This window comes from Kocuria sp. SL71, from assembly GCF_026672465.1.
GTDB classification, from domain to species: domain Bacteria; phylum Actinomycetota; class Actinomycetes; order Actinomycetales; family Micrococcaceae; genus Kocuria; species Kocuria palustris.
Genome location: NZ_JAPPRE010000001.1, coordinates 2,548,450 through 2,571,589, shown reverse-complemented (window position 1 = coordinate 2,571,589; position 23,140 = coordinate 2,548,450). Strand labels below are relative to the sequence as shown.

At 67.0% G+C, this 23,140-nt stretch carries 19 protein-coding genes, 3 rRNA genes, 2 pseudogenes and 1 riboswitch; of the genes and pseudogenes, 8 read left to right on the top strand and 16 right to left on the bottom strand.

What is annotated here, in order from left to right; translation table 11 throughout:
* Position 1: 1 nt before the first annotated feature.
* Positions 2-1,204 carry a protein kinase domain-containing protein gene (locus OVA15_RS11685; RefSeq protein ID WP_268145127.1) on the top strand — a complete coding sequence of 401 codons (1,203 nt, stop codon included), beginning with the start codon at positions 2-4 and terminating at the stop codon, positions 1,202-1,204.
* 5 nt (positions 1,205-1,209) lie between these two features.
* Positions 1,210-1,860, top strand: a pseudogene (locus tag OVA15_RS11680) (PASTA domain-containing protein); the annotation flags it as partial.
* 470 nt (positions 1,861-2,330) lie between these two features.
* Here the strand turns inward: OVA15_RS11680 and OVA15_RS11675 are convergent.
* On the bottom strand, positions 2,331-2,969 hold the full coding sequence (locus OVA15_RS11675) for an aminodeoxychorismate/anthranilate synthase component II (protein ID WP_006215683.1): 639 nt from the start codon (positions 2,967-2,969) through the stop codon (positions 2,331-2,333).
* Between the two features lie 39 nt (positions 2,970-3,008).
* Positions 3,009-3,674, bottom strand: a complete 666-nt coding sequence (locus OVA15_RS13485; RefSeq protein WP_053446752.1) for a sortase — start codon at positions 3,672-3,674, stop codon at positions 3,009-3,011.
* A 265-nt stretch (positions 3,675-3,939) separates the two neighbouring features.
* On the opposite strand from OVA15_RS13485, the gene OVA15_RS11665 reads away from it, so the two are divergent.
* Both OVA15_RS11665 and OVA15_RS11660 read left to right on the top strand, forming a co-directional pair.
* Positions 3,940-4,404 carry a cell division protein CrgA gene (locus OVA15_RS11665; RefSeq protein ID WP_235444552.1) on the top strand — a complete coding sequence of 155 codons (465 nt, stop codon included), beginning with the start codon at positions 3,940-3,942 and terminating at the stop codon, positions 4,402-4,404.
* Positions 4,401-4,595, top strand: a complete 195-nt coding sequence (locus OVA15_RS11660) for a hypothetical protein (protein ID WP_024289305.1) — start codon at positions 4,401-4,403, stop codon at positions 4,593-4,595. The genes OVA15_RS11665 and OVA15_RS11660 overlap by 4 nt, the downstream gene beginning before the upstream one ends.
* A gap of 138 nt (positions 4,596-4,733) precedes the next feature.
* Here the strand turns inward: OVA15_RS11660 and OVA15_RS11655 are convergent, their stop codons facing one another.
* The 4 genes from OVA15_RS11655 to OVA15_RS11640 form a co-directional block, all read right to left on the bottom strand.
* Positions 4,734-5,282 carry a YceI family protein gene (locus OVA15_RS11655; protein WP_006215678.1) on the bottom strand — a complete coding sequence of 183 codons (549 nt, stop codon included), beginning with the start codon at positions 5,280-5,282 and terminating at the stop codon, positions 4,734-4,736.
* Between the two features lie 176 nt (positions 5,283-5,458).
* Positions 5,459-6,070 (bottom strand): flavin reductase family protein, encoded by a 612-nt coding sequence (locus OVA15_RS11650; protein WP_006215677.1) that lies wholly within the window; start codon positions 6,068-6,070, stop codon positions 5,459-5,461.
* Between the two features lie 250 nt (positions 6,071-6,320).
* The gene (locus OVA15_RS11645) at positions 6,321-6,881 is read right to left on the bottom strand and encodes a flavin reductase family protein (RefSeq protein WP_006215676.1); all 561 of its coding nucleotides are present in this window, start codon (positions 6,879-6,881) and stop codon (positions 6,321-6,323) included.
* A gap of 35 nt (positions 6,882-6,916) precedes the next feature.
* Positions 6,917-7,777, bottom strand: a complete 861-nt coding sequence (locus OVA15_RS11640) for an alpha-ketoglutarate-dependent dioxygenase AlkB (RefSeq protein WP_311200180.1) — start codon at positions 7,775-7,777, stop codon at positions 6,917-6,919.
* Positions 7,778-8,015: 238 nt separating this feature from the next.
* On the opposite strand from OVA15_RS11640, the gene OVA15_RS11635 reads away from it, so the two are divergent.
* Complete coding sequence (locus OVA15_RS11635; protein WP_053446750.1) at positions 8,016-8,822, top strand: alpha/beta fold hydrolase; 807 nt, start codon at positions 8,016-8,018, stop codon at positions 8,820-8,822.
* Between the two features lie 18 nt (positions 8,823-8,840).
* On the opposite strand, the pseudogene OVA15_RS13480 reads toward OVA15_RS11635, so the two are convergent.
* From OVA15_RS13480 to OVA15_RS11620, 5 genes and pseudogenes are all read right to left on the bottom strand, one after another.
* A pseudogene (locus OVA15_RS13480) lies at positions 8,841-8,972 on the bottom strand (sugar O-acetyltransferase); the annotation flags it as partial.
* A gap of 51 nt (positions 8,973-9,023) precedes the next feature.
* On the bottom strand, positions 9,024-9,227 hold the full coding sequence (locus OVA15_RS13475) for a maltose acetyltransferase domain-containing protein (protein WP_375544794.1): 204 nt from the start codon (positions 9,225-9,227) through the stop codon (positions 9,024-9,026).
* Positions 9,228-9,578: 351 nt separating this feature from the next.
* Positions 9,579-9,695 (bottom strand): 5S ribosomal RNA (gene rrf / locus OVA15_RS11630).
* A 182-nt stretch (positions 9,696-9,877) separates the two neighbouring features.
* Positions 9,878-13,041, bottom strand: a 23S ribosomal RNA gene (locus OVA15_RS11625).
* A gap of 459 nt (positions 13,042-13,500) precedes the next feature.
* A 16S ribosomal RNA gene (locus OVA15_RS11620) occupies positions 13,501-15,027 on the bottom strand.
* The 16S, 23S and 5S rRNA genes sit together here, the layout of an rRNA operon.
* Positions 15,028-15,127: 100 nt before the next feature.
* Here OVA15_RS11620 and OVA15_RS11615 point away from each other — a divergent pair.
* Positions 15,128-15,529, top strand: a complete 402-nt coding sequence (locus OVA15_RS11615; RefSeq protein ID WP_268145121.1) for a hypothetical protein — start codon at positions 15,128-15,130, stop codon at positions 15,527-15,529.
* A gap of 139 nt (positions 15,530-15,668) precedes the next feature.
* The gene (locus OVA15_RS11610; protein ID WP_268145119.1) at positions 15,669-16,253 is read left to right on the top strand and encodes a GNAT family N-acetyltransferase; all 585 of its coding nucleotides are present in this window, start codon (positions 15,669-15,671) and stop codon (positions 16,251-16,253) included.
* Positions 16,254-16,396: 143 nt separating this feature from the next.
* On the opposite strand, the gene OVA15_RS11605 is transcribed toward OVA15_RS11610, so the two are convergent.
* From OVA15_RS11605 to OVA15_RS11585, 5 genes are all read right to left on the bottom strand, one after another.
* Complete coding sequence (locus OVA15_RS11605) at positions 16,397-16,993, bottom strand: methylated-DNA--[protein]-cysteine S-methyltransferase (RefSeq protein ID WP_235044781.1); 597 nt, start codon at positions 16,991-16,993, stop codon at positions 16,397-16,399.
* A gap of 120 nt (positions 16,994-17,113) precedes the next feature.
* On the bottom strand, positions 17,114-17,815 hold the full coding sequence (locus OVA15_RS11600; protein ID WP_006215762.1) for a DUF4870 domain-containing protein: 702 nt from the start codon (positions 17,813-17,815) through the stop codon (positions 17,114-17,116).
* Between the two features lie 216 nt (positions 17,816-18,031).
* On the bottom strand, positions 18,032-19,213 hold the full coding sequence (locus OVA15_RS11595) for a cystathionine gamma-synthase (RefSeq protein ID WP_053446749.1): 1,182 nt from the start codon (positions 19,211-19,213) through the stop codon (positions 18,032-18,034).
* Positions 19,210-20,685, bottom strand: a complete 1,476-nt coding sequence (locus tag OVA15_RS11590) for an O-acetylhomoserine aminocarboxypropyltransferase/cysteine synthase family protein (RefSeq protein WP_268145114.1) — start codon at positions 20,683-20,685, stop codon at positions 19,210-19,212. The genes OVA15_RS11595 and OVA15_RS11590 overlap by 4 nt, the downstream gene beginning before the upstream one ends.
* 49 nt (positions 20,686-20,734) lie before the next feature.
* Positions 20,735-20,844, bottom strand: a riboswitch (SAM riboswitch).
* 34 nt (positions 20,845-20,878) lie between these two features.
* Positions 20,879-22,285: an acyltransferase family protein gene (locus OVA15_RS11585; RefSeq protein WP_268145112.1), complete on the bottom strand. Its 1,407-nt coding sequence runs from the start codon at positions 22,283-22,285 to the stop codon at positions 20,879-20,881.
* Positions 22,286-22,639: 354 nt separating this feature from the next.
* Here OVA15_RS11585 and OVA15_RS11580 point away from each other — a divergent pair, with 354 nt between their 5' ends.
* The gene (locus OVA15_RS11580) at positions 22,640-23,086 is read left to right on the top strand and encodes a hypothetical protein (protein ID WP_053446746.1); all 447 of its coding nucleotides are present in this window, start codon (positions 22,640-22,642) and stop codon (positions 23,084-23,086) included.
* Positions 23,087-23,140 lie beyond the last annotated feature (54 nt).

The following is a 23,140-nucleotide window of genomic DNA, read 5'->3' as shown; positions in this document are numbered from 1 at the left end:
CATGGAGCAGTCCCCCATTCCCGAGCTGATCAACAACCGCTACGAGGTCAAGGAGACCATCGGACGCGGCGGCATGGCGACCGTCTACAAGGCCTCCGACCGGAGGCTCGGGCGCGACGTGGCCATCAAGGTGCTCAAGCCCGAGCTCGCCCGCGACGACTCCTTCCAGGAGCGGTTCCAGCGGGAGGCGCAGGCGGTCGCCGGGCTGAACCACCACACGATCACCTCGGTGTACGACACCGGCGAGATCCCGCCGGACGTCCCCTCGGACATCGCCTGCCCGTACATCGTCATGGAGTACGTGCCGGGCCAGACGCTTCGACAGCTGATCCGCGAGGATCGGCTCAGCACCGAGGACGCCGTGAATGCCATGGAGGGCATACTCGATGCCCTGGCCTACAGCCACCGCTCGGGCATCGTCCACCGCGATATCAAGCCCGCGAACGTGATCATCACCCCGGACGACCGGGTCAAGGTCATGGACTTCGGCATCGCCCGCGCCGTCGAGGACACCCAAGCCGCGCTCACCCAGACCCAGGCCGTGCTGGGCACCGCCCAGTACCTCTCCCCGGAGCAGGCTCGCGGCGAGAACGTCGATGCCCGCTCCGATCTCTACTCCGCGGCCTGCGTGTTCTTCGAGATGCTCACCGGCCGGGCGCCGTTCGTGGGCGAGGCCTCGGTGGACATCGCGGCCCAGCACGTCCGCGACGCCCCTCCCCAGCCCTCGAGCCTGGCGCCTCAGCTGCACCCGCAGTTCGACACGTTCATGCTCCAGGCGCTGGCCAAGCCGCGCGACTCCCGCTTCCAGTCCGCCGAGGAGATGCGCCGCGCCGTCGTCGAGCTGCGCGAGCCCGCACGGATCGACGCCACGACCATGACCCGTCCGATCGCCGCGACCGGAGCCGCCGCCGACGGCGCCGGCGAGCCCGCAGACGGTCCGCACACGGCCGTCACCCCGGCCGCAGCGGCCGGTCTCGGCGCGGCGGGCGGCGCTGCAGCCGGTGCGGCAGCGGCCGGCGGCTCCTCCCAGGGTCAGGCTGGGCAGGCCGCCCCCGTCTTCACGATCACGCCGTCCGCCGATGACCCGAGCACCGCCTCCGCGGCGGGCGGCGGCGGGTCGGGCTTCGATCCGATGCCCCGCGCGGCGGTCGCACCCCGGCCTCGGACCGGGACCGCAAGCGCCGCAGCCCCCTGGTCTGGCTGATCCCCTTGCTCCTGCTGCTGGCGGCCGCGGCCGTCGCCGCGTTCCTGTGGCTCAACCGCGGTCCGGAGCAGGTCGACGTCCCGGATGTCGTGGGACTCGAGGCCGATGACGCGCAGAACCAGCTCGAGGACGCCGGATTAGTGGTCGACACCGAGGAGGAGCTCAGCTCCGACGTCGAGCGCGACCACGTGATCTCCGTCGATCCCGGCGAGGGGACGGAGGTGGACGAGGGCTCCTCGGTCACGATCACCGTGTCCCAGGGCAGCGAGGCCGTGACGGTCCCCTCGGATCTCGAGGGCCAGTCGGAGAGCTACGCCCGCGAGATGATCTCCGCCGCCGGCCTCGAGGCCGCCGAGGAGACGCAGACCCGCAACTCCCCGACCGTCCCCGCGGACATGGTCGTGGCCACCGATCCGGAGGGAGGCTCGGAGGTCCCCCGCGACTCGTCCGTGGGACTCATCCTCTCCACCGGTCGCGTCACCGTCCCGGACGTCCTGGGCATGACGCAGTCCGAGGCCGCGGATCGGCTCGGCGCCGATGACACCCAGCTCGGCACCTCGGTGGCCGAGGAGCGGACCTCGGAGTATGCGGCCGGCACCGTCATCCGGCAGTCGGTGGAGGGCGGCCAGGACGTCACGCAGGGCAGCACCATCACGATCACCGTGGCGGCCGCACCCCCGGCTCCGCAGCCCACCACCCCTGAGGACGACGGCAGCGACGAGCCCACCTCGGAGCCGACCTCCGAGGAGCCCACGGAGGAGCCGACTCAGGACCCCACGGAGGACGCCACCGAAGAGCCGACCGAGGAGCCCACGGAGGAGCCGACTCAGGAGCCCAGCTCCCCCGCTCCGACGGCGGACCGGCCCAGCAGCTCGAGCAGCTCCGGTTCGGGCGGCTCCTCCGCTTCGGGCGGTTCGTCCGGCTCCGGGGGGCTCCTCCGGCTCCGGCGGCTCCAGCCGCGGCTCCGGCTCCGCTTCCAGCGGCTCGGCGGAGGACTCCGCAGCCCGTGCCGAGGAGGCCGGCAGCGCCGCCTCGAGCCCCTCGGAAGCCTGAGCGCAGACAGCGAAGCGGCCCCGGTCAGATCTGACCGGGGCCGCTTCGCTGTCTGCGCCGTCCGAGTCCGCGCTCAGCGCGCCAGCAGCGGGGAGAGATCCGCCGCCTTCTCGGCGGCGCCGGAGAGGCCGCACATCTCGAGCCAGTTGCCGAGCATGAGATGCCCGCCCTCGGTGAGCACGGACTCCGGATGGAACTGCACTCCATGGATGGGGGCACTGCGGTGAGACAGGCCCATGATGTGCCCGTCCTCGGTCCAGGCGGTGACCCGCAGGACCTCGGGGACGTCCTGCGCGGAGACCGACAGCGAGTGGTAGCGGGTCGCGATGAAGGGCGACGGGACGCCTGCGAAGATGCCGTCGTCCTCGTGGCTGACCTCGGAGGTCTTGCCGTGCATGAGCTGCTCCGAGTGCCCGACGGTCCCGCCGAAGACCTGGCCGAGCGACTGGTGTCCCAGGCACACCCCGAACAGGGGCTGGCCGGTGCGCTCCGCGCGTCGGACCAGGGAGGCGCACACCCCGGCCTCCGCAGGGGTGCCGGGCCCGGGAGAGAGCAGGACGCCGTCGTGCTGATCCGCCAGCTGCGCGATCTCGGTCTCGCTGAGATCGTCGTTGCGCACCACGGTGGTCTGCGCCCCCAGCTGCTGGAGGTACCCCACGAGGGTGTAGACGAAGCTGTCGTAGTTGTCGACGACGAGGATTTTCACGGTCACGGCGACCTCCTGAGGGCTGCGGATGCTCTGGCGTCCAGGCTACTGCTGCGACGCGGACGAGGTGTCCATGGTGATCTCGCCCTGCAGCGGCGAGAACTCCTCCTGCACCCAGGGGAAGACGTACTGCATCAGCGCGAGCACTACCAGCGCGATCAGGAGGACGGTGAGCATCGCCTTGACCGCCAAGGGGCCGGGCAGGCGGCAGAAGATCCAGGCGTACATGAGCTCTCCTGTCTCATTGTCCGTCGGCGTCGCGCTGGACGACGTCGGCGATCTCGGGGGCGGCCCGGCGGAGTTCGGGCGCCACGACTCCAGCTGCGCGTGGACGATGATGCGCTCGGTGTCCCCGAAGCGCGGATTGCAGCTGGTCAGCGTCCTGCAGCCGCCGTCGGCCGGCTCACCGGGCTCGCCCGGAACGGGGGCGATCACGTCGGTCTGGGTGGGCAGCACGATCAGCGTCTCGGAGTACAGGTACGTGTAGTAGCCGTCAGCGGTGCGCACGTGGATGCGCTCGCCCTCCGTGAGGGCGTCGATGTGATCCAGCACCGCGCCGTTGGTCTGCCGGTGCCCAGCCACCGCGAAATTGCCCTCGTCGCCAGGCATGGCCGTGCCCGGGTAGTGGCCCAGGCCGAAGGTGTCGAGCACCTCTGAGGTCGTCCCCTCGATCACCGGCCGCGAGTAGCCCTCGCCGATCACGGAGATCACGGCTGCGATGCTGGAGGCAGGTCGTCGAGGCGCATGCGGCTGCGCGACTGTGCTCACGATGTTCCCTCGGGGGACGTCGCTCGCCGCGGCGACCGGGGGGGTGCGGAAGTGGGGAGCATCCCAGACGCTGAGGAGGCGCACAGGCGGCGCTTCAGAGCGCTGCCGATAGTATGGGCGGGTTCTCGGCCTGGTCGAAATCCATGACGGGGCCGCTTCGCGGGGCGACCCGCTGCGGCCAGGGCCACCACAGCAGGAGGTTGCATCCGTGTCCCAGTCCAAGAAGCGCCGGTTCCGCTCGGGGTCCTCCGCGGCCTCGAAGGCTGCCGGCTCGACCTCGTCCACGGCCGCCGTGGACGAGGAGCTCACCCGCCTGGCCGTCGAGGCCCTGCCGGAGGCCCAGCGGCGACGCTGGGAGCGCGACCAGCGCGCCGCGGCCGCTGCTCGGGACGCCCGCATCAGCTCGGGCGAGGAGCCCGATGACGAGCGCGATGCCGAGGAGCTCGCCGAGGAGATCAAGGTCTCCTCGCGCGCCACCGCCCCGGACGCCGATCCGACTCCCGTCTGGTACCAGGTGATCATGTTCGGTCTGATCGTCATCGGTCTGGCCTGGCTCATCCTGTGGTATCTGCTCGACTTCAGCTACCCCATCCCGGGCATCGGGTACTGGAATGTGGGCATCGGCATCGGTCTGATGATGGTCGGGCTGCTGATGACCACGAGGTGGCGTTGACCCCGCAGCAGCCGTCGCAGGGCGGCCCCGAAGACGACCGCGAGCCCGAGCCCCTCAAGGACGAGATCGCCAAGGAGGCCCGCAGCTCCTCCCGCGGCGCTGCGCTGTTCGAGGTCCGCGTGCGTCGCCTCGTCCTGCTGCTGGTCGTCGCGATCCCGCTGATCGGGTGGATCGCCTCCTCCCTGCGCTGAGCCGACCGCGCCCCTCGGGAGCTGCCGCAGACGACGAAGCGCCCGTCACCGGAGGGATCCGGTGACGGGCGCTTCGTCCTTGCGCGCTGCGCAGCCTGCGTCCGCCGGGAGGGGGGCAGACAGACGGCGCGGCGGGTCTCAGGCCTGGGGAGCGGTGAAGGCCACGTCCAGGTTGAGCACGACCTTGTCGGAGACCAGGACGCCGCCGGCCTCGATGGCCGCGTTCCAGGTCAGCCCGAAGTCCTTGCGGGAGATCGTGGTGGTGGCCTCGAAGCCGGCGCGGGTGGTCTCGAAGGCGTCCACGACCACGCCGTTGAACTCAGTGTCGAGCTCGACCGTGCGGGTCACGCCGTTGATCGTGAGCTCGCCGGTGATGGTGCCCTCCCCGCCGCCGAGCTGGATGCTCGTGGAGTGGAAGGTGATCTCCGGCTTGTTCTCGACGTCGAAGAAGTCGGCGGTGCGCAGGTGGGCGTCGCGGCTCTCGTCGCCGGTGTCGATCGAGGCGGTCTTGATGACGGCGTCGATGCTGGAGTCCTCGACCTGCTCGGCGACGACGAAATCTGCGGTGACATCGTGGAACGAGCCGCGGACCTTGGAGATGCCGGCGTGGCGGACCACGAAGCCGACCTCCGAGTGGGCGGGGTCGAAGGTCCAGGTGCCGGGGGTGAGGCGATCGAGAGTGCTCATGGGATTCCTCCTGTCAGCAACGGCTGTGCCGCTGCGCGTCGGTCCGCCGGTGCGGGCTTCCGCAACCAGCTGGTTGATATGTCACCCAACCTACGCGCACCTGGCGTGACATGTCAACCATCTGGAGCGGGTTGAGCCCTGCTACTGCGGCGAGGCTCTCTGACCTGGGCAGATGCTCAGATCTGGTACTCGGCGACCGTGGACTCCGACAGGCTGTGGAACTGACGCTGGTGATAGACCAGCGGGGCCCCGGCAGGCTCGGACCCGAGGATCTCGAGCACGCCGCAGTTGAAGACCAGGGCCGGGCCGGCCTTGATGCGGGCCAGGGGCTCCACGCGCATCACGCGGCCGACGTCCGTGAGCAGCGGCTCCCCGGTCGGAAGCTGCCGCCAGTTCATGGCGTCGCCGAAGCGCGGCGCACCGTGGGTCGCGAAGGCACGGGCGATCGCGACGTTGGAGGAGTCCAGCAGATGCACGAGCAGCGTGTCCGCCTCGGCGACGAGGGCCGCGGAGCCGCGACGGGCCTGCAGCGAGAAGCCGATGATGGGCGGATCGGCGGAGACCGAGGACAGCGACGATGCGGTGAGTCCCACCGGGCCGTCGGGCCCCTCCGCCGTGATCACCGCCACGCCTGCCGGGTGACTGCCGAAGATCGCTCCGAATTCACCCTTGAGGCTCGTGGTGTCCTCGAGCCGCGACGGGGGCACCACGAAGTCCGCGAGCTGCTCGGTGCGCTCCTCGGCCTCCCGCCCCTCCTGCACGGTGCTGACGCTGTCCTGCTGCGACATCTGACTCCTTACTCCTGCGATATGCCCCTGGCGTGGCCTCTTCGCAGACGACGGGCGCGGTCCCGCTCGCTGGGCTCCCCGCGGCAGGAGCGCTGAGGCTCCCCGGATCAGCCCTGCTGACCCAGCATTCGTCTCAGACTTGCACAAGTGCGGGGCCCGGCGGTTCGCGTGCTTCACAAAGCACAACACGGGCCTGCCGTCCGAAGATTCCTCGGTGCATGGCAAGGCGCAGCGCAGGCCGCGCGCCGCCTCAGCTGTTCAGCCCGTGGAACCCTCTGCCCCAGTGGACCAGGGGACCGGCCTGGCCCTGACTGGTGGAGGCGCCCTGCTCACCGCCCCGCCCCATGGCCACGACTCGGCCGACGACGAGCATGTGCGTGGCGGCCGGGTGGATCTGCCGCGTCTCGAGCTCGAACCATGCCAGTGCCCCATCCAGCACGGCGGCGCCGCCCACGGGCGAGCGGCGGAAGCCCACCCCGTCCAGCAGACCGTCGACGGGGTTGCCCGGCGAGGCCAGCCAGGTCGCGGTCGGCTCCTGCTCCCGGCGGAGGACGCTCAGCGTCCACGTGGGCGAGGACTCGACGGCTTCGCAGATCCGTGCCTCATCGAACAGGCTCACAGCCATGGTGGGCGGATCGTAGGAGATGTCGAGCCAGCCCGTGACGGTCACGGCGTGGTCCCGCCGCCGGTGCCGCGCAGCCACGACGGCCACGCCCGAAGCCAGCTCCTCGGCCAGCAGCCGGTAGCCGTCCGTGAACGCCTCGGTCCCGGGCTCGGCCCGGACGCTGTGCGGTGGGGTCTCGATCTCCATCTGCTGCTCCCTTGTCTGCCTCCGACGATCGCCGGTCAGCGTCTATCGCCGCCGGTGGCATCGGCGGCCATCGCTCGCTTGCGCTGCACCTGAGGCCCGCGCCCCGGCTTTCCGGGCACGTTGGATCGGATCGTGATGTTCAGCCGACCGCCGTGACGCAACCCGAGCGCCGGGTCGCCCGTTCCCGGGCGGATGGCCGGCACCCCATGGAAGGCCCACCGCGACTGCCGCCCGAAGACGAAGAGGTCTCCGCTGCGCAGCACGATGTCCTGGTAGGGCCGGCCGCGGGATTCCGTATTGCCCAGGCGGAAGATGCAGGAGTCCCCGAGGGAGAGAGACACGATCGGCTCCGGGCCCGCTTCATCAAGGTCCTGATGCTGTCCCATCCGCGCCGATGCGTCGTAGTAGTTCACGAGCGCGGTGGTCGGCTCGAACGACGAGGCCTCCGGAGCCTCTTCCCCGTACGCCGCAGCGACCCCACGACGACCGAGATGCCACAGCGCCTCGGGCAGCCGCTGTCCCACGGCGGCTTCATCGTCAGGGGTGCTGCCCTCCGCCGCGGCACGGCGGTCACCGGAGGCCGGCCGCGGGGACTTCGGCTCCCCAGCCGCCGCTCCCCTCTCGGGCGATGAGATCGTCGGGGCCCACGGCAGCTCCCAGGTGCGGCCCAGCACCGTGGACTGCACGGACATCACTCCGCCGGTGGAGGTCGTGTAGTGGCGCATGCGGTGATCGCCTCGCGACCACCCTCGGCACTGCGCCACGAGCTCGGCCTGCTCCTGCGGGCTGAGCCAGTCCGGGACATGAACGGCTCCGGGTGCGACCTCTCGAGCCTCCCGCGGCAGATCGAACAGCTCCGGACCTCCGGGGCCCCTGAGCCGACTCACCCTGCTCACCCGCTCCACCTCCCTGCCCGCGGACTCCTGGACGCGCCCCTCCGGACGCAGTCCACGGCCTGCCGCTCCGGCCCCAGACCGGTCTCGCTTCGATGTGCCCGAGGCTATCCGTGTCCACCGACAGCACAGCAGCCCCGCCCTGGTCCTGCATAGGCTGGAGACAGGACCACAAGAAGCGCCGGCCCGTCGAGGACCGCACGCTCCAGCACCGACGCGCAAAGCCGCAGGAGGCCGCATCATGAGCTCACAGGAGCGCAGCATCGAGATCGACGACACCGTCATCGCCTTCACGGATCAGGGCAGCGGACCGGTCATCGTCCTGCTGCACGGACACGCCTACGACCGTTCCATGTGGAACGCCCAGGTCCCCGCGCTCGTCGAGGCCGGCTGGCGGGTCATCGCACCGGACCTGCGCGGATTCGGCGACTCGGCGGTGACCGAGGGCATCGTCTCCACCGAGGAGTTCTCGAACGACCTGGTCCTGCTGCTGGATGAGCTGGGCGTGGAGACCGCCGTCGTGCTCGGATTCTCGATGGCCGGGCAGATCGCCATGCAGTTCGCCCACGACCACGCGGACTATCTTCGCGGGCTGGTCATCTGCGACACCGTTCCGGAGGCGGAGGACCGCGCCGGACGACGACGCCGCCATGTGGGCGCCGACGCCATCCTCGCTGACGGCATGGACGCCTATGCCGAGAAGGTCCTGAGCGTGATGGTCTCGCCTCAGACCATCGAGCAGAAGCCGGAGACCGCCGAAGCCGTGCGAGCCATGATCGCCGCAGCCCCCGCCGAGGGCTCTGCGGCCTCCATGCGCGGGCGTGCGTCGCGTCAGGACTTCAGGCAGCTGCTGCCTGCGCTGCAGCTCCAGAGCCTGGTGATCGTCGGAGAGGACGACGCCTTCGACAACGGGGCCGGCCAGCGCATGGCGGAGGCCCTCCCCCAGGGCCGCCTGGTGACCATCCCCGGTGCCGGGCATACTCCGCCCATGGAGACGCCTCAGGAGTTCACGGACGCCCTCGTGAGCTTCCTGAGCCAGCTCGACTGAGCTGAAGGATCCCCGACATCAGCTCGGCCAGCCGGTGCGGTCCCTGTCGGTGATCTCCCGGAGCACTCGCGCAGGGACGCCCGCGGCCACGCTGCGAGCCGGCACGTCCGAGGTGACCACGCTGCCCGATCCGATGACCGCCCCATCGCCATGGTGATCCCTCCGCCGTCGAGCATCACGCAGTCAAAGTTGACGTAGAAGTCATCGCCCGCAGAGATGTTGAAGCCGAACTCCACGCGCAGCGTCGGCTCGAAGTGCACATTGCGGCCTGCGTGCCCCACGCAAGAGGCACAGCAGTCGCAGGCGCTCCTCCGCGTGTCTGCCGAAGCTGTCGTTGTACGCCGCGGCAGCGACCACTGCTGTCTCCCTCGCGGCCAGCAGTTCGGGCGTCAGGTCGTCGTACATACGGCCGCTGAGCACAAGCTCACGCTGCTGAGCAAGCTCCATGCCCCGATCCCTCCCACCGCCTCCCCGCTCCGTTCGCTCCCCTGCCAGCGCGCGAGAGTGGACGCCCAGTTGCGTTGAGAGCCCCAACAGCGCAATCAACTATCCACTCGGCGCGGGGCGGAAGAGCCCCGTTGGCCGAGTGGATCCCCCATTGCGCTAAAGGCCCTCATAGCGCAATCAGGTATCCACTCAGCAGGAGGGGGCAAAAAGCATCTGGGTACGCGAAAAGAGGCCGACCGCGACTCGACCCATCCTCACCCTCACGGTGAAGACAAGGAGTCAGCGATCAGCCTCTCTCCGTACAAATAATTGCGGCGGCGACCTACTCTCCCACACCCATCAGAGTGCAGTACCATCGGCGCTGTGAGCCTTAGCTTCCGGGTTCGGGATGGGACCGGGCGTTTCCCTCACGCTATAACCACCGCAAAGCTGCCACCACCACACACCGCAGTGCGCGTGGAAACCTGTTCACGAACCTACCACCCACCACCACCAACCCCGCCAACGGGAACCAGATGGTTGTGGGACGGTGTTGTTCCAAAACCGTACAGTGGACGCGAAACACGCTGCTATTCACACCCCAAACGGGGCTGCAAGACATGTTGTGTGTGTGAAGATCATCGGCTTATTAGTACTGGTCAGCTCCACGAGTCGTCAGTCCTCGCTACCACATCCAGCCTATCAACCCAGTAGTCTCCTGGGAGCCTCACCCCCACAAAGGAGGAAGGAAATCTCATCTCGAAGCAAGCTTCCCGCTTAGATGCTTTCAGCGGTTATCTCTCCCGAACGTAGCCAATCAGCCATGCACCTGGCGGTACAACTGACATACCAGAGGTTCGTCCGTCCCGGTCCTCTCGTACTAAGGACAGACCTTCTCAAATTTCCAACGCGCGCAGCGGATAGGGACCGAACTGTCTCACGACGTTCTGAACCCAGCTCGCGTGCCGCTTTAATGGGCGAACAGCCCAACCCTTGGGACCAACTCCAGCCCCAGGATGCGACGAGCCGACATCGAGGTGCCAAACCATGCCGTCGATATGGACTCTTGGGCAAGATCAGCCTGTTATCCCCGAGGTACCTTTTATCCGTTGAGCGACGGCCATTCCACAATGTACCGCCGGATCACTAGTCCCGACTTTCGTCCCTGCTCGAGCCGTCACTCTCACAGTCAAGCTCCCTTGTGCACTTGCACTCAACACCTGATTGCCAACCAGGCTGAGGGAACCTTTGGGCGCCTCCGTTACTCTTTAGGAGGCAACCGCCCCAGTTAAACTACCCATCAGGCACTGTCCCTGACCCGGATCACGGGCCGAAGTTAGATATCCAGAGCGACCAGAGTGGTATTTCAACAACGACTCCACGAACACTGGCGTGTCCGCTTCACAGTCTCCCACCTATCCTACACAAGCCGCACCGAACACCAATACCAAACTATAGTAAAGGTCTCGGGGTCTTTCCGTCCTGCTGCGCGTAACGAGCATCTTTACTCGTACTGCAATTTCGCCGAGTTCATGGTTGAGACAGCGGGGAAGTCGTTACTCCATTCGTGCAGGTCGGAACTTACCCGACAAGGAATTTCGCTACCTTAGGATGGTTATAGTTACCACCGCCGTTTACTGGGGCTTAAATTCTCCGCTTCGACTTGCGTCTAACAGGTCCTCTTAACCTTCCAGCACCGGGCAGGAGTCAGTCCGTATACATCGTCTTACGACTTCGCACGGACCTGTGTTTTTGATAAACAGTCGCTTCCCCCTGGTCTCTGCGACCCTTACCCCCTCCACACCGCAAGGGCATATCAGGGTCCGGGCCCCCCTTCTCCCGAAGTTACGGGGGCATTTTGCCGAGTTCCTTAACCATGATTCTCTCGAACGCCTTAGTATTCTCTACCTGATCACCTGTGTCGGTTTAGGGTACGGGCGGCTAGAACCTCACGTCGATGCTTTTCTCGGCAGCATAGGATCACCGAATCCCCCACCAAAGGGGTCCCATCACGTCTCAAGCTATATGAGCCACGGATTTACCAATGACTCGCCCTACACGCTTAGACCAGGACTACCATCGCCTGGCTCGGCTACCTTCCTGCGTCACACCTGTTAACACGCTTACCTCCCTGGATCAGGTCCCACGCATCCCACCACAACCACACACCACAAAGTGGCGCATGAGAAACGGGTGGAACCGGTGGTTAGTATCCCCAGTTCAGTATGGGCGGTTCTTCGCCGGTACGGGAATATCAACCCGTTGTCCATCGACTACGCCTGTCGGCCTCGCCTTAGGTCCCGACTCACCCGGGGCAGATTAGCTTGACCCCGGAACCCTTGATCATTCGGCGGACGGGTTTCTCACCCGTCATTCGCTACTCATGCCTGCATTCTCACTCGAACAGGCTCCACCACTCGGTCACCCGGCAGCTTCACCACCCGCTCGACGCTCCCCTACCCAACACACACAAAACCATTACAGTCACCACACAGCACCCCACCAGAACCCAAAAGCCCTGACAGGATCGGTGTGCGGAAATGTGCATTGCCACGACTTCGGCGGTGTACTTGAGCCCCGCTACATTATCGGCGCGGAATCACTTGACCAGTGAGCTATTACGCACTCTTTCAAGGATGGCTGCTTCTAAGCCAACCTCCTGGTTGTCTGAGCAACTCCACATCCTTTCCCACTTAGCACACGCTTAGGGGCCTTAGTCGGTGGTCTGGGCTGTTTCCCTTTCGACTATGAAGCTTATCCCCCACAGTCTCACTGCCGTGCTCTCACTTACCAGCATTCGGAGTTTGGTTGACGTCAGTAACCCGTTGGGGCCCATCAGCCATCCAGTAGCTCTACCTCTGGCAAGAAACACACGACGCTGCACCTAAATGCATTTCGGGGAGAACCAGCTATCACGAAGTTTGATTGGCCTTTCACCCCTACCCACAGCTCATCCCCTCCATTTTCAACTGAAGTGGGTTCGGTCCTCCACGCGCTCTTACACGCGCTTCAACCTGGCCATGGGTAGATCACTTCGCTTCGGGTCTAGATCACGCCACTCAACGCCCTCTTCAGACTCGCTTTCGCTACGACTACCCCACACGGGTTAACCTCGCGACATGACACTAACTCGCAGGCTCATTCTTCAAAAGGCACGCCGTCACCCCAAAAGGCTCCGACGGCTTGTAGGCACACGGTTTCAGGTACTATTTCACTCCCCTCCCGGGGTGCTTTTCACCTTTCCCTCACGGTACTGGTCCGCTATCGGTCATCAGGTAGTATTCAGGCTTACCAGGTGGTCCTGGCAGATTCACACGAAGTTTCACGGGCTCCGTGCTACTCGGGAAACACCACGCGCGGCAGCAATGATTTCGTCTACGGGACTCACACCCTCTACGGCACACCACTCAAGATGATTCGACTATCACGCTGCACTCACACGACCCAGCCGGCAGACCGGGCACTGATGCTCCCACAACCCCGCCCATGCAACCCCTGCCGGGTATCACACACAGACGGTTTAGCCACTTCCGCTTTCGCTCGCCACTACTCACGGAATCACTGTTGTTTTCTCTTCCTGCGGGTACTGAGATGTTTCACTTCCCCGCGTTCCCCCCTGCACCCTATGTATTCAGATACAGGTCATCGCCCTCACAGACGACGGGGTTTCCCCATTCGGAAATCCTCGGATCACAGCCCGCTTATCGGCTCCCCGAGGCATATCGCAGATTGCCACGTCCTTCATCGGCTCCTGATGCCAAGGCATCCACCGTGCGCCCTTAGTAATCTTCAAACAGACACACAAAAATATTCTCACATAAAGAATAAGATGCTCGCGTCCACTATACAGTTCTCAAACAACACCAGCCGCCCCCCTCACCACACACACCGTGCGCAGCTACCTGAAGCAAGCCACAGAACACACACCCAACCACCACACCCCCACCCGAAGGCAAGGACCACGGTGACGGGGCCTGTTGTTCCAGGACCCGACAGTGCACCAAACCACCAACCGTCAACAGCACCCACGCACCAAGCAAGCACGCAGACACCAGACAGTGATCAGACACCCACCACAACCCGAAGGTCGCACCGGCTGCCTCGTCCGCTGATATTCCACCCATGAGCACGAACCCAACCACCGGGCCCTCGAAACGGGCCAGGTGCAGCGGGTCTCACCAAAACAACCCCCACACCAAGTAAGCGGTGCGCGGGCGGGCCGCCACACGGCGACCAGAGTGAAGCTCCTTAGAAAGGAGGTGATCCAGCCGCACCTTCCGGTACGGCTACCTTGTTACGACTTAGTCCCAATCGCCAGTCCCACCTTCGACGGCTCCCTCCACAAGGGTTGGGCCACCGGCTTCGGGTGTTACCGACTTTCGTGACTTGACGGGCGGTGTGTACAAGGCCCGGGAACGTATTCACCGCAGCGTTGCTGATCTGCGATTACTAGCGACTCCGACTTCATGAGGTCGAGTTGCAGACCTCAATCCGAACTGAGACCGGCTTTTTGGGATTAGCTCCACCTCACAGTATCGCAACCCTTTGTACCGGCCATTGTAGCATGCGTGAAGCCCAAGACATAAGGGGCATGATGATTTGACGTCATCCCCACCTTCCTCCGAGTTGACCCCGGCAGTCTCCCATGAGTCCCCACCATCACGTGCTGGCAACATGGAACGAGGGTTGCGCTCGTTGCGGGACTTAACCCAACATCTCACGACACGAGCTGACGACAACCATGCACCACCTGTATACCGACCCCAAAGGGGAAGAACCATCTCTGGAACGATCCGGTATATGTCAAGCCTTGGTAAGGTTCTTCGCGTTGCATCGAATTAATCCGCATGCTCCGCCGCTTGTGCGGGCCCCCGTCAATTCCTTTGAGTTTTAGCCTTGCGGCCGTACTCCCCAGGCGGGGCACTTAATGCGTTAGCTACGGCGCGGAGAACGTGGAATGTCCCCCACACCTAGTGCCCAACGTTTACGGCATGGACTACCAGGGTATCTAATCCTGTTCGCTCCCCATGCTTTCGCTCCTCAGCGTCAGTAACAGCCCAGAGACCTGCCTTCGCCATCGGTGTTCCTCCTGATATCTGCGCATTCCACCGCTACACCAGGAATTCCAGTCTCCCCTACTGCACTCTAGTCTGCCCGTACCCACTGCACACCCGGGGTTAAGCCCCGGGCTTTCACAGCAGACGCGACAAACCGCCTACGAGCTCTTTACGCCCAATAATTCCGGACAACGCTTGCGCCCTACGTATTACCGCGGCTGCTGGCACGTAGTTAGCCGGCGCTTCTTCTGCAGGTACCGTCACTTGTGGCTTCTTCCCTGCTGAAAGAGGTTTACAACCCGAAGGCCGTCATCCCTCACGCGGCGTCGCTGCATCAGGCTTTCGCCCATTGTGCAATATTCCCCACTGCTGCCTCCCGTAGGAGTCTGGGCCGTGTCTCAGTCCCAGTGTGGCCGGTCACCCTCTCAGGCCGGCTACCCGTCGTCGCCTTGGTGAGCCATTACCTCACCAACAAGCTGATAGGCCGTGAGCCCATCCAAGACCAGTAAACCCTTTCCACACACCACCATGCGGTGACATGTAGCATCCAGTATTAGACCCAGTTTCCCGGGCTTATCCCAGAGTCAAGGGCAGGTTACTCACGTATTACTCACCCGTTCGCCACTCATCCACACCAGCAAGCTGGTGCTTCAGCGTTCGACTTGCATGTGTTAAGCACGCCGCCAGCGTTCGTCCTGAGCCAGGATCAAACTCTCCGTTGAAAAACGAAAAACCATACCTGGCTGGAATCAAAATAAGATCGCCAGCACGTCACGGGAACGAGACGCACTGACGCATCAGCTGATCCAACCAAACAAAAAATTGCTTGAACTGGTATCAGCAGACAATTTGGCACACTATCGAGTTCTCAAACAACAGACGATCAACCAGCCCGTTTCACCAGGCCCGCGAAGATCAGGTCCTTCAGCCGCCGCAGCTCACGAGACCCGAACCTTCGTTCATCTCTCGTTCACCGTTGTGCGGCCAGATCATCGTACTCGCTTCACCCGCTCTTCACAACCCGGCTCCTTCGATCCGATCCCCCACGCCCATGCAGTGCAGGGCGAAGCGATCTGCTCGATCGAGCCGTTCAATGGTTGTGTCGACGCAGGATCATCCGGATCGGTGATCCTGCCGCTGCGCCGCACCGGTTCGAACCGGCGGGCCGCTCGCGGCGACAGAGAAGAACATTACACACCGCTGAGCACGCCCGCAAACCCGTGAGGCCCGCAGTGACGGGCCTCACCTGGGCCGAGTCCCGGTCTTCGTCGCGCAGCCGGCCGATTCGCCCGCACCTGCACCGGGCCACGCGGCTGCGCGCTGCCCACTCGGCTTCTCCACCGCGATGGACGCCAGCCGGCCCTTGGTCGTCTATACGATGGATCCCGTGAAGGACCTGCTGCCCCTGGAGACGGACCGCCTCTTCTTCCGCCGCTTCAGCGAGTCGGATCTGGAGGCCATGCACGCCTACCAATCACGTGAGGACTACGCGCAGCACGCCTGGCGCGGACCTCGCTCGTGGGAGCACTCGGAGCGGGTCATCGCCGAGCATCGCGGGCCGAGGGCCTTCCTCCACGACGGGGACACCATCCGCTATGCCTTCAGCGCGCACGACGACTCGGAGGCGCTCTACGGGGAGATCGTGCTGACGCTCGTGGACGCCGAGTCGCGCCAGATCGAGATGGGCTGGGTGGTCAGCCCCGATCATGCAGGCAGAGGCTATGCAGGCGAGGCTGCGATCGCCGCGATCGACGCCTGCTTCGAGCGATTGGACGCCCACCGCGTGTTCGCGCGCCTGGATGCGCTGAACCACAGCTCCATCAAGGTCTGCGAGCGCATCGGCATGCGCAGGGAGGCGGAGCTGCGCGAATCGCACCTGCAGCTGGGCGAATGGCGCACGGAGCTCATCTACGCCGCACTGCGCTCCGACCGGATCAGCGCGGACTGACCTGCCGGTTCGCGCGGCCGTCGCGGAGGAACTCCACCTGCGGCCGACCTCCTGACCCGACATAGGCCCGTCCCGTGGATCGGGCTGTTCTACGCCCTCGGGCGCAGCCGCTGTCGGACGTCGCCGCTCGGGTCCCCGGTCCGTCAACGCGCTGTGCGTCGGGATTCCATCTCCAGCAGCTCCTGCTTGCGCTCGATGCCGCCGGCATAGCCGGTCAGCACCCCTGTAGAGCTGAGCACCCGGTGGCACGGCACGATCACCGACCACGGATTCCGGCCCACCCCCTGTCCCACCGCCTGGGCCATCCCGGGATTGCCGAGCTGCTGCGCCAGCGCGCCGTAGGTGGTGGTGGTCCCGAACGGGATCTCCTGCAGCGCCTTCCACACCCGCGGGCGCAGGGGCTGCGGGCGGTCGTCGAGGGCCAGCGGCAGATCGAACCCGCGTCGCCGACCGGCGTACCAGTCTTCGAGCTGCTCCTGCGCCTCGCTCAGCAGGGCATGATCACCCTCCATGCCGAGGGTCTCGTCGTCCGGGAAGTGCTTCTGGTCCTCGAACCAGCATCCCGTGATCGCAGGCCGGCCGTCGTGCGGGCCGACAGCCACGACCATGCGCCCGAGCGGCGTCTCCACCCAGCGGTGCATGCGCGCCACGGGCTCCGGCAGCTCCATGCCGCGCGGAGGCGCCGGAGTCGGCTCGGGGATTCGTCGGGCGGCGCGCCCGGAGGTGTCGAAGTCGCTCATGCGCACCATGGTGCGGCCATGTCCCCGCACGCGCAACGGCCGGGCCCTCCGCAGCGGAGGGCCCGGCCGTCGTCGTGGAATTCCGGCCGCCGTGCACGACGGGTGCCGGAGGATCCGGTCTCAGCTGAGGATCGGGATCTGCATGGGGTACTTGTACGCCAGGCCCTTGTTCGCCTGCATGGCGCCGAGGACGGCGAACACGATCGACAGGATGCCCAGGACGGGAAGCAGGAAGAGGGCCAGGCCGAGGGTGGGAATGGCCAGGATCCAGATCACGACGTTGAGCGCGAACACGATGACGTTGAAGTTGAAGGCGCCCGCGGAGGCATTGCGCACCAGCGGGTCGCGGTCCTTGAAGATGAACCAGATGATCAGCGGTGCTGCGAATCCGATCCAGCCGGCCGAGAACAGGAACAGCACCGGAGCTGCGATGTGGGAGATCAGCGCCCAGGTCCGGGCGTCCGAGGGGCTCAGCGGCTGGCCGCCCTGCTGGAAGGTGGCCTGCCCGTAGTTGCCCTGGGCCGTGTACTGCTGTCCGCCGCCCTGCGGCTGGTCGTAGGCGCCCTGGCCTCCGTAGCCCGGATGCTGGCGCTGCTGCCCGGCTCCGGGGAAGCTGTAGCCCGGCTGCCCGTAGCCCTGCTGCGCGCCGGGGTCCCCGGAGGGCTGGCTGCCCGGCTGGCTCTGGTTCGGGCCCCACGACGGCTGCCCGGACTGCTGGCGGTCGCCGCCCTGCCCGAACGAGGGGGCCTCGTGCTGCTGTCCGCCCGGGGCGTTGCGGCCGTCCGATCCGGAGGCCGGGTTCTGGGGATCCTGCGAGCTCATGAAGGCTCCTTCATATGGCGCTTGCATGGGGACCCGCGCGACGGCCGAGCCGAACGCGACGAGGCTGCTGCCCCCAGTGTAGGCAGAGCCCTGCGAGCGCCGTCAGGTGACGGCGATCGCAGGGCTCTGCCGGAGCCGGGGAGGCCGCCGCGTCAGCCGCAGTGCCGGATGAGCGCGCCGCCTGTCAGTCGCCGAGCCGGGCGAGCGCAGCGCCCGTCAGGCTCCGAAGGCACGCTCCAGGTCCTCGAGGTGGTCGTCGAGGTCCTCGATCCCGACGGAGAGCCGGACCAGATCCACCGGCACCGCCAGCGGCGTGCCGGCCACGGATCCGTGCGTCATCTCGGAGGGCCAGCAGATCAGCGATTCGACCCCGCCGAGGGAGACCGAGAGCTTGTACATCTTCGTGGACTCCGCGAAGCGCCGGGCCGCAGCCTCTCCGCCGTGCACGCGGAAGGAGACCATGCCACCGAAGCCGTCCATCTGCCGTGCGGCCAGCTCGTGGCCGGGGTGCTCGGGCAGTCCGGGGTAGAGCACCTGCGCCACCTCTGGGCGCCCGATGAGCCACTCGGCGATCCGGCCTGCGGTCTCCTGATGGCGCTGCATGCGCAGCGACAGGGTCTTCAGCCCGCGCGCGGCCAGGAAGCAGTCCTGGGGCCCGGCGACCGCCCCGCCGGCGAACTGCTGGAAGCCCACGAGCTCGGCCAGCGTTCCTCCGGGCGAGAAGCCGCCCACGGCCTCGACCTCCCAGGCCCGGTCCGAGACGACGACCGCCCCGCCCAGCACGTCCGAGTGCCCGCCGATGTACTTGGTGGTGGAGTGCACGACGACGTCGGCGCCGAACTCCAGCGGACGCTGAAGGTACGGCGAGGCGAAGGTGCTGTCCACGATCAGCAGCGCCCCGGCATCCTGGGCGATCTGGGCGATGCCCGTCAGATCGGCGATGCCCAGCAGCGGATTCGTGGGGGTCTCGACCCAGATCACCCGGGTGCCCGCCTCCACAGCCCCGCGGACCGCATCGAGCGAGGTGACGTCCACCGGCGTGTGCCGGATCTGCCAGGGAGCCAAGACCCTGGTGATGAGCCGGTTGGTGCCCCCGTAGCCGTCGGCGCCCAGGACCACATGGTCTCCGGGGCGCAGCACCGAGCGCAGCAGCGCATCCTCCGCCGCGATCCCGGAGGCGAACGCGAAGGCCCGCTGCCCGCCCTCGAGCGCGCACAGCTGCTCCTCGAAGGCATTGCGGGTGGGATTGGAGCCGCGGGAGTACTCGTGGCCGTCGCGCAGGACGTTGATGCCGTCCTGGACGAAGGTGGAGGTCTGGTAGATCGGCGGGATGACCGCACCGGTCAGCCGGTCCGGCTCCTGGCCGGCGTGGACGGCGCGCGTGGTGAACCCGCTCATGCCTGCACCTCCTGGCGCTGGTCGCGGCGCGCGCCGCTCGGCTCGTCCTCGGAGCGCACCGGGGCGCCGTCCGTCGACGATCCCGGGGCACCTTCTGCGGCCGGGATCTCAGCGCCGCGCGCGGCCTCGACGCGCAGCAGCTCATCGAGCGAGGACTGCAGATCGGCGATCAGGTCGTCGACCGCCTCCAGCCCGATCGACAGCCGCAGGGTCTGCCAGCTGATCCCGCCGGCCAGTCGCTGCTCCTCCGAGAGACGGCAGTGGGTCATGGCCGCGGGATGGTTGATCAGCGAGCGGACGTCGCCGATGTTGGCCACCAGCTTGAAAAGCCGCAGGGAGTCGACGAATCCGGCCACTGCGGCATCCGAGCACTCCAGCTCGAAGCCGAAGACCGACCCGACGCCCTGGGGGAAGTCGCGCTCGGCGATCTCCCGATCGGCGGAGCCCTCGATCAGGGGGTGGTGCACGCAGCGCACCGCCGGATGCGTGCTCAGGAACTCGGCGATGCGAGCGGCGCTGTCCGAGTGGCGGCGCATGCGCAGGTCCAGCGTCTCGAGGCCCTGGATGATCTGGGAGGCGTTGAACGGCGAGAGCGTCAGACCCAGGTCGTGCACGAACTTGGCCCGGCACAGATGCAGGAACGGCGAGCCGCCGCGCAGCTTCTCGCACAGGCTGATCCCGCCCCAGCGCGCTCGCGGCTCGGTGAACTGCGGCCAGCGATCGGCCTCGGCCTCCCAGTCGAATCGACCGGAGTCGATCACGACGCCGGCCAGCGACGTCCCGTGCCCGCCGAAGAACTTGGTGGCCGAATGCACCACGATGTCCGCCCCGTGCTCGAAGGGCCGGTACAGGATCGGCGTGGCCAGGGTCGAGTCGACGATCACCGGGATCCCCCGCTCATGGGCGATGCGGGAGATCGCGTCCAGATCCGCCAGCGTGGCCAGCGGGTTGCCGATGGACTCGAGGAAGAAGCCCCGAGTGTCCTCCGTGATCGCCTCCGACCAGGCCGAGGGGTCAGCGGGATCGACGTAGGTGACGGTCGCGCCGAGATCGGCCAGCGTGTCACCGAGCAGGTCGACGGTGCCGCCGTAGATCTTCTCCGAGACCACCAGGTGCTTGCCGGGGCCCGTGCTGATCAGCGCGAGCAGGGCCGCGGCGACGGCGGACTGCCCCGAGCCCATGGCCACGGCCCCCACTCCGCCCTCGAGATCGGCGACCTTCTGCTCCAGGACGGCGACCGTGGGGTTGCCCGTGCGGGAGTAGGTGAAGCCCGGGGTGGTCTGGGCGAACATGGCGGCGGCAGCCGCGTGGTCCGGGAACTCGAAGGCCGAGGACTGGTAGATCGGCACCGGCAGCGTGGCCTGGACGGGGGCGGCAGGGGCGCCCGGATCGGATCCTGTCCGGCCGGCGTGGATCTGGCGTGTGGCCAGCGAGGTCGAGCTCTTGAGCTCGTCGCAGGGCGAGGACGTCATGAGAGGTGTCTTCCGTGACGGGGTGCTCTTGACCTGCACGTCCCGCCGGAGCTTGTTCGTGCGCTGCGTCAGGTGCAGGCCGCTTCGTCATCCGAACCACCCTTGAACATGGGGTTGGTGCACAGCCAAGTCGGAGCTTGGCAGCTGTGTCTCGTGAAGCCGGTCCGATACTAGCACCCCACCGATCGAGCCGTCAGGACCTCCGTGCGGGCGGGACCAGCAGCAGGACCGCCGCGACCATGGCCGCCGCGCCGCCGAGGGCCAGCGGGATGCCGAGCAGGAAGCGGACCTCCAGCACGGCTGCGGAGAAGACGAGGACGGCCGCTGCGAGGATGCGGACCCACGCCCGTCCGTCCGGCGATGAGGAGCGATCGGGACTCGAAGCTCGCAGCGGCGCGGATCCGTCGGCTCGGGGCGCGCTCGAGGGCCGCTCACCCGAGGGCGATCCTCCGGCTGCGGGCCCCTCCGGTTCGGGCTCGCGGGCGACGATCCGCCCCGCCACGGCCTCCAGGACGCCCAGCGGACGCACGACCAGCAGGACCATCGCCCAGCACAGCAGCCCGATCGGCAGGCGCCACAGCCACCACTGCGCCGAGCCGGGCACCGGATCCGGGCCGCCGAGCAGCCACCACACCGCCATCACGGCCACGATCACCGGCAGGTGCCACAGGTACAGGGTCGTGGCCCGCGAGCCGACGACCCAGGCGACGGCCTGCGCGGGACGCCATCGCATGAGCCGCTCGAGAGCCGGCGAGCACAGCTGCAGGACGCAGGCCTGAGCCGCGCCGAGGGCGATCATGCACAGCGTGGGCGGGTTCAGGGCCGACAGTCCGTCCGCACCCCACCAGGGCAGGCTCGTCAGGCAGAGCATCACCAGGACCGACAGGGCCGTGATCCCGAGCAGTCTTCCTGCCGAGGCACGAGCGAAGGATCCGTCGTGGCGGAAGAAGCCGATCTGATGGATCGCCAGCCAGACCGGGGCGAAGCCGAGCAGGCCCCACCACGGCTGCTCCGCGGCGATGCGCAGCACCTCGATCGCAGCGCTGAGCCCCACCAGCGCAGCCAGGGTGAGGACGGGCCGGCGATCGTGCAGCCCGTGCAGCAGCGGCACACCGACCAGGCACGCGGTGTAGGCGCCCACGAACCACAGGTGCATCCCGAGCCCCTGAAGCGCCATCGAGGCCCAGTCGGCGGGCATCCCCACGAGCGTCGCGAGGGCGCCGGCCAGCGCCAGGGCGACCCACACAGCGCTCGCCGGCACGACCAGGCGCAGCAGCCGGGCGCGCACCCAGGCCGGCCCGCGGACGCCCTCCGCCGACTGGCGCGACCACGAGATCGCCGAGGCGCACCCTCCCACCACGAAGAACAGCGGCATGACCTGCACGAGCCATGACACCGGGGCGTACCAGGAGGCCTCCGTGGGTGCCATGACGCTGCGCAGCGCGCCCGTGCTCGGATCCGTCGTGAGCGTGACCAGCAGGATGTGGAGCACGACCACGGCGATCAGGCAGGCGACCCGAGCAGCATCCAGCGCGAGATCGCGCTGCGCAGGGATGGTCTGCGCAGCGCGCCGGCCGCGGGAGGTGCTCAGCTTCGTCACGTCTCCGATCGTCACACGGCGGCGGCATCGCAGGGGGCGCGGCGGGTGCCCGGGAGCGCAGCAGCGCGATTGTGACGTCAGAGCGTCTTCTTCCGCAGGTCAGGGGCATCGGATCGCCCCGCGGCCTTCTGCAGGAAGGCCTCCGCTGTTACGGTTACCCAAGAGTCATTTAGATATGGCGGATCGGGCATGAATCGGCCTGGATCCGCGCTGTGGCAGGGCTGAGAGACAGCTCCGCTTCCCCCGGTGGGTCTGTACGCGGCACAGCGGATCGCCTAGTCTGGACTCGGGTCGCACCACGATGACGTCGGAGACCCTTCCCCCGCAATTCCGACGATCAGCGCAGGAGCAGCAGTGACTGTCACGAGCACCAGACTGGGCCGGCTGGGATCTCCCCAGCACCACAAGACGCCCCGCTCCCCCATGTGCCATGAGTGCACCACCGATCTCTACCTCAAGTTCCGGGTCTTCCTGCCCTCCACCCGCAAGCGCAGCCGCGTCCCGGGGCTGCGCCGGATCATGGGCCGCGTGCTGCGCTGCGCGGTCCGCTCCGGCGGACGCGTCGAGTACTTCTGCCAGAAGTGCGGCACGCAGCAGCGCCACCTCATCCCGGAGGGCTGGGAGCCCACCTCCAAGGGCCTGACCCCGTGCGACGTCCAGGACCTGGCCTCGGTGTTCATCGCCCCAGGCGAGTCCCTGCCCACGGAAGAGGTCCGCCAGCAGCTCCTGGGCCCGGAGCCCGCACCGGCCGCCCGAGCGGAGAAGACCCTGAGCCTCCGAGAGAGCCGGCTTCCGGCCTGATCCGGCCCGCGCCGGAGCCGTCGCTCTGCGCACCCGTCGGAGGCAGATGACACA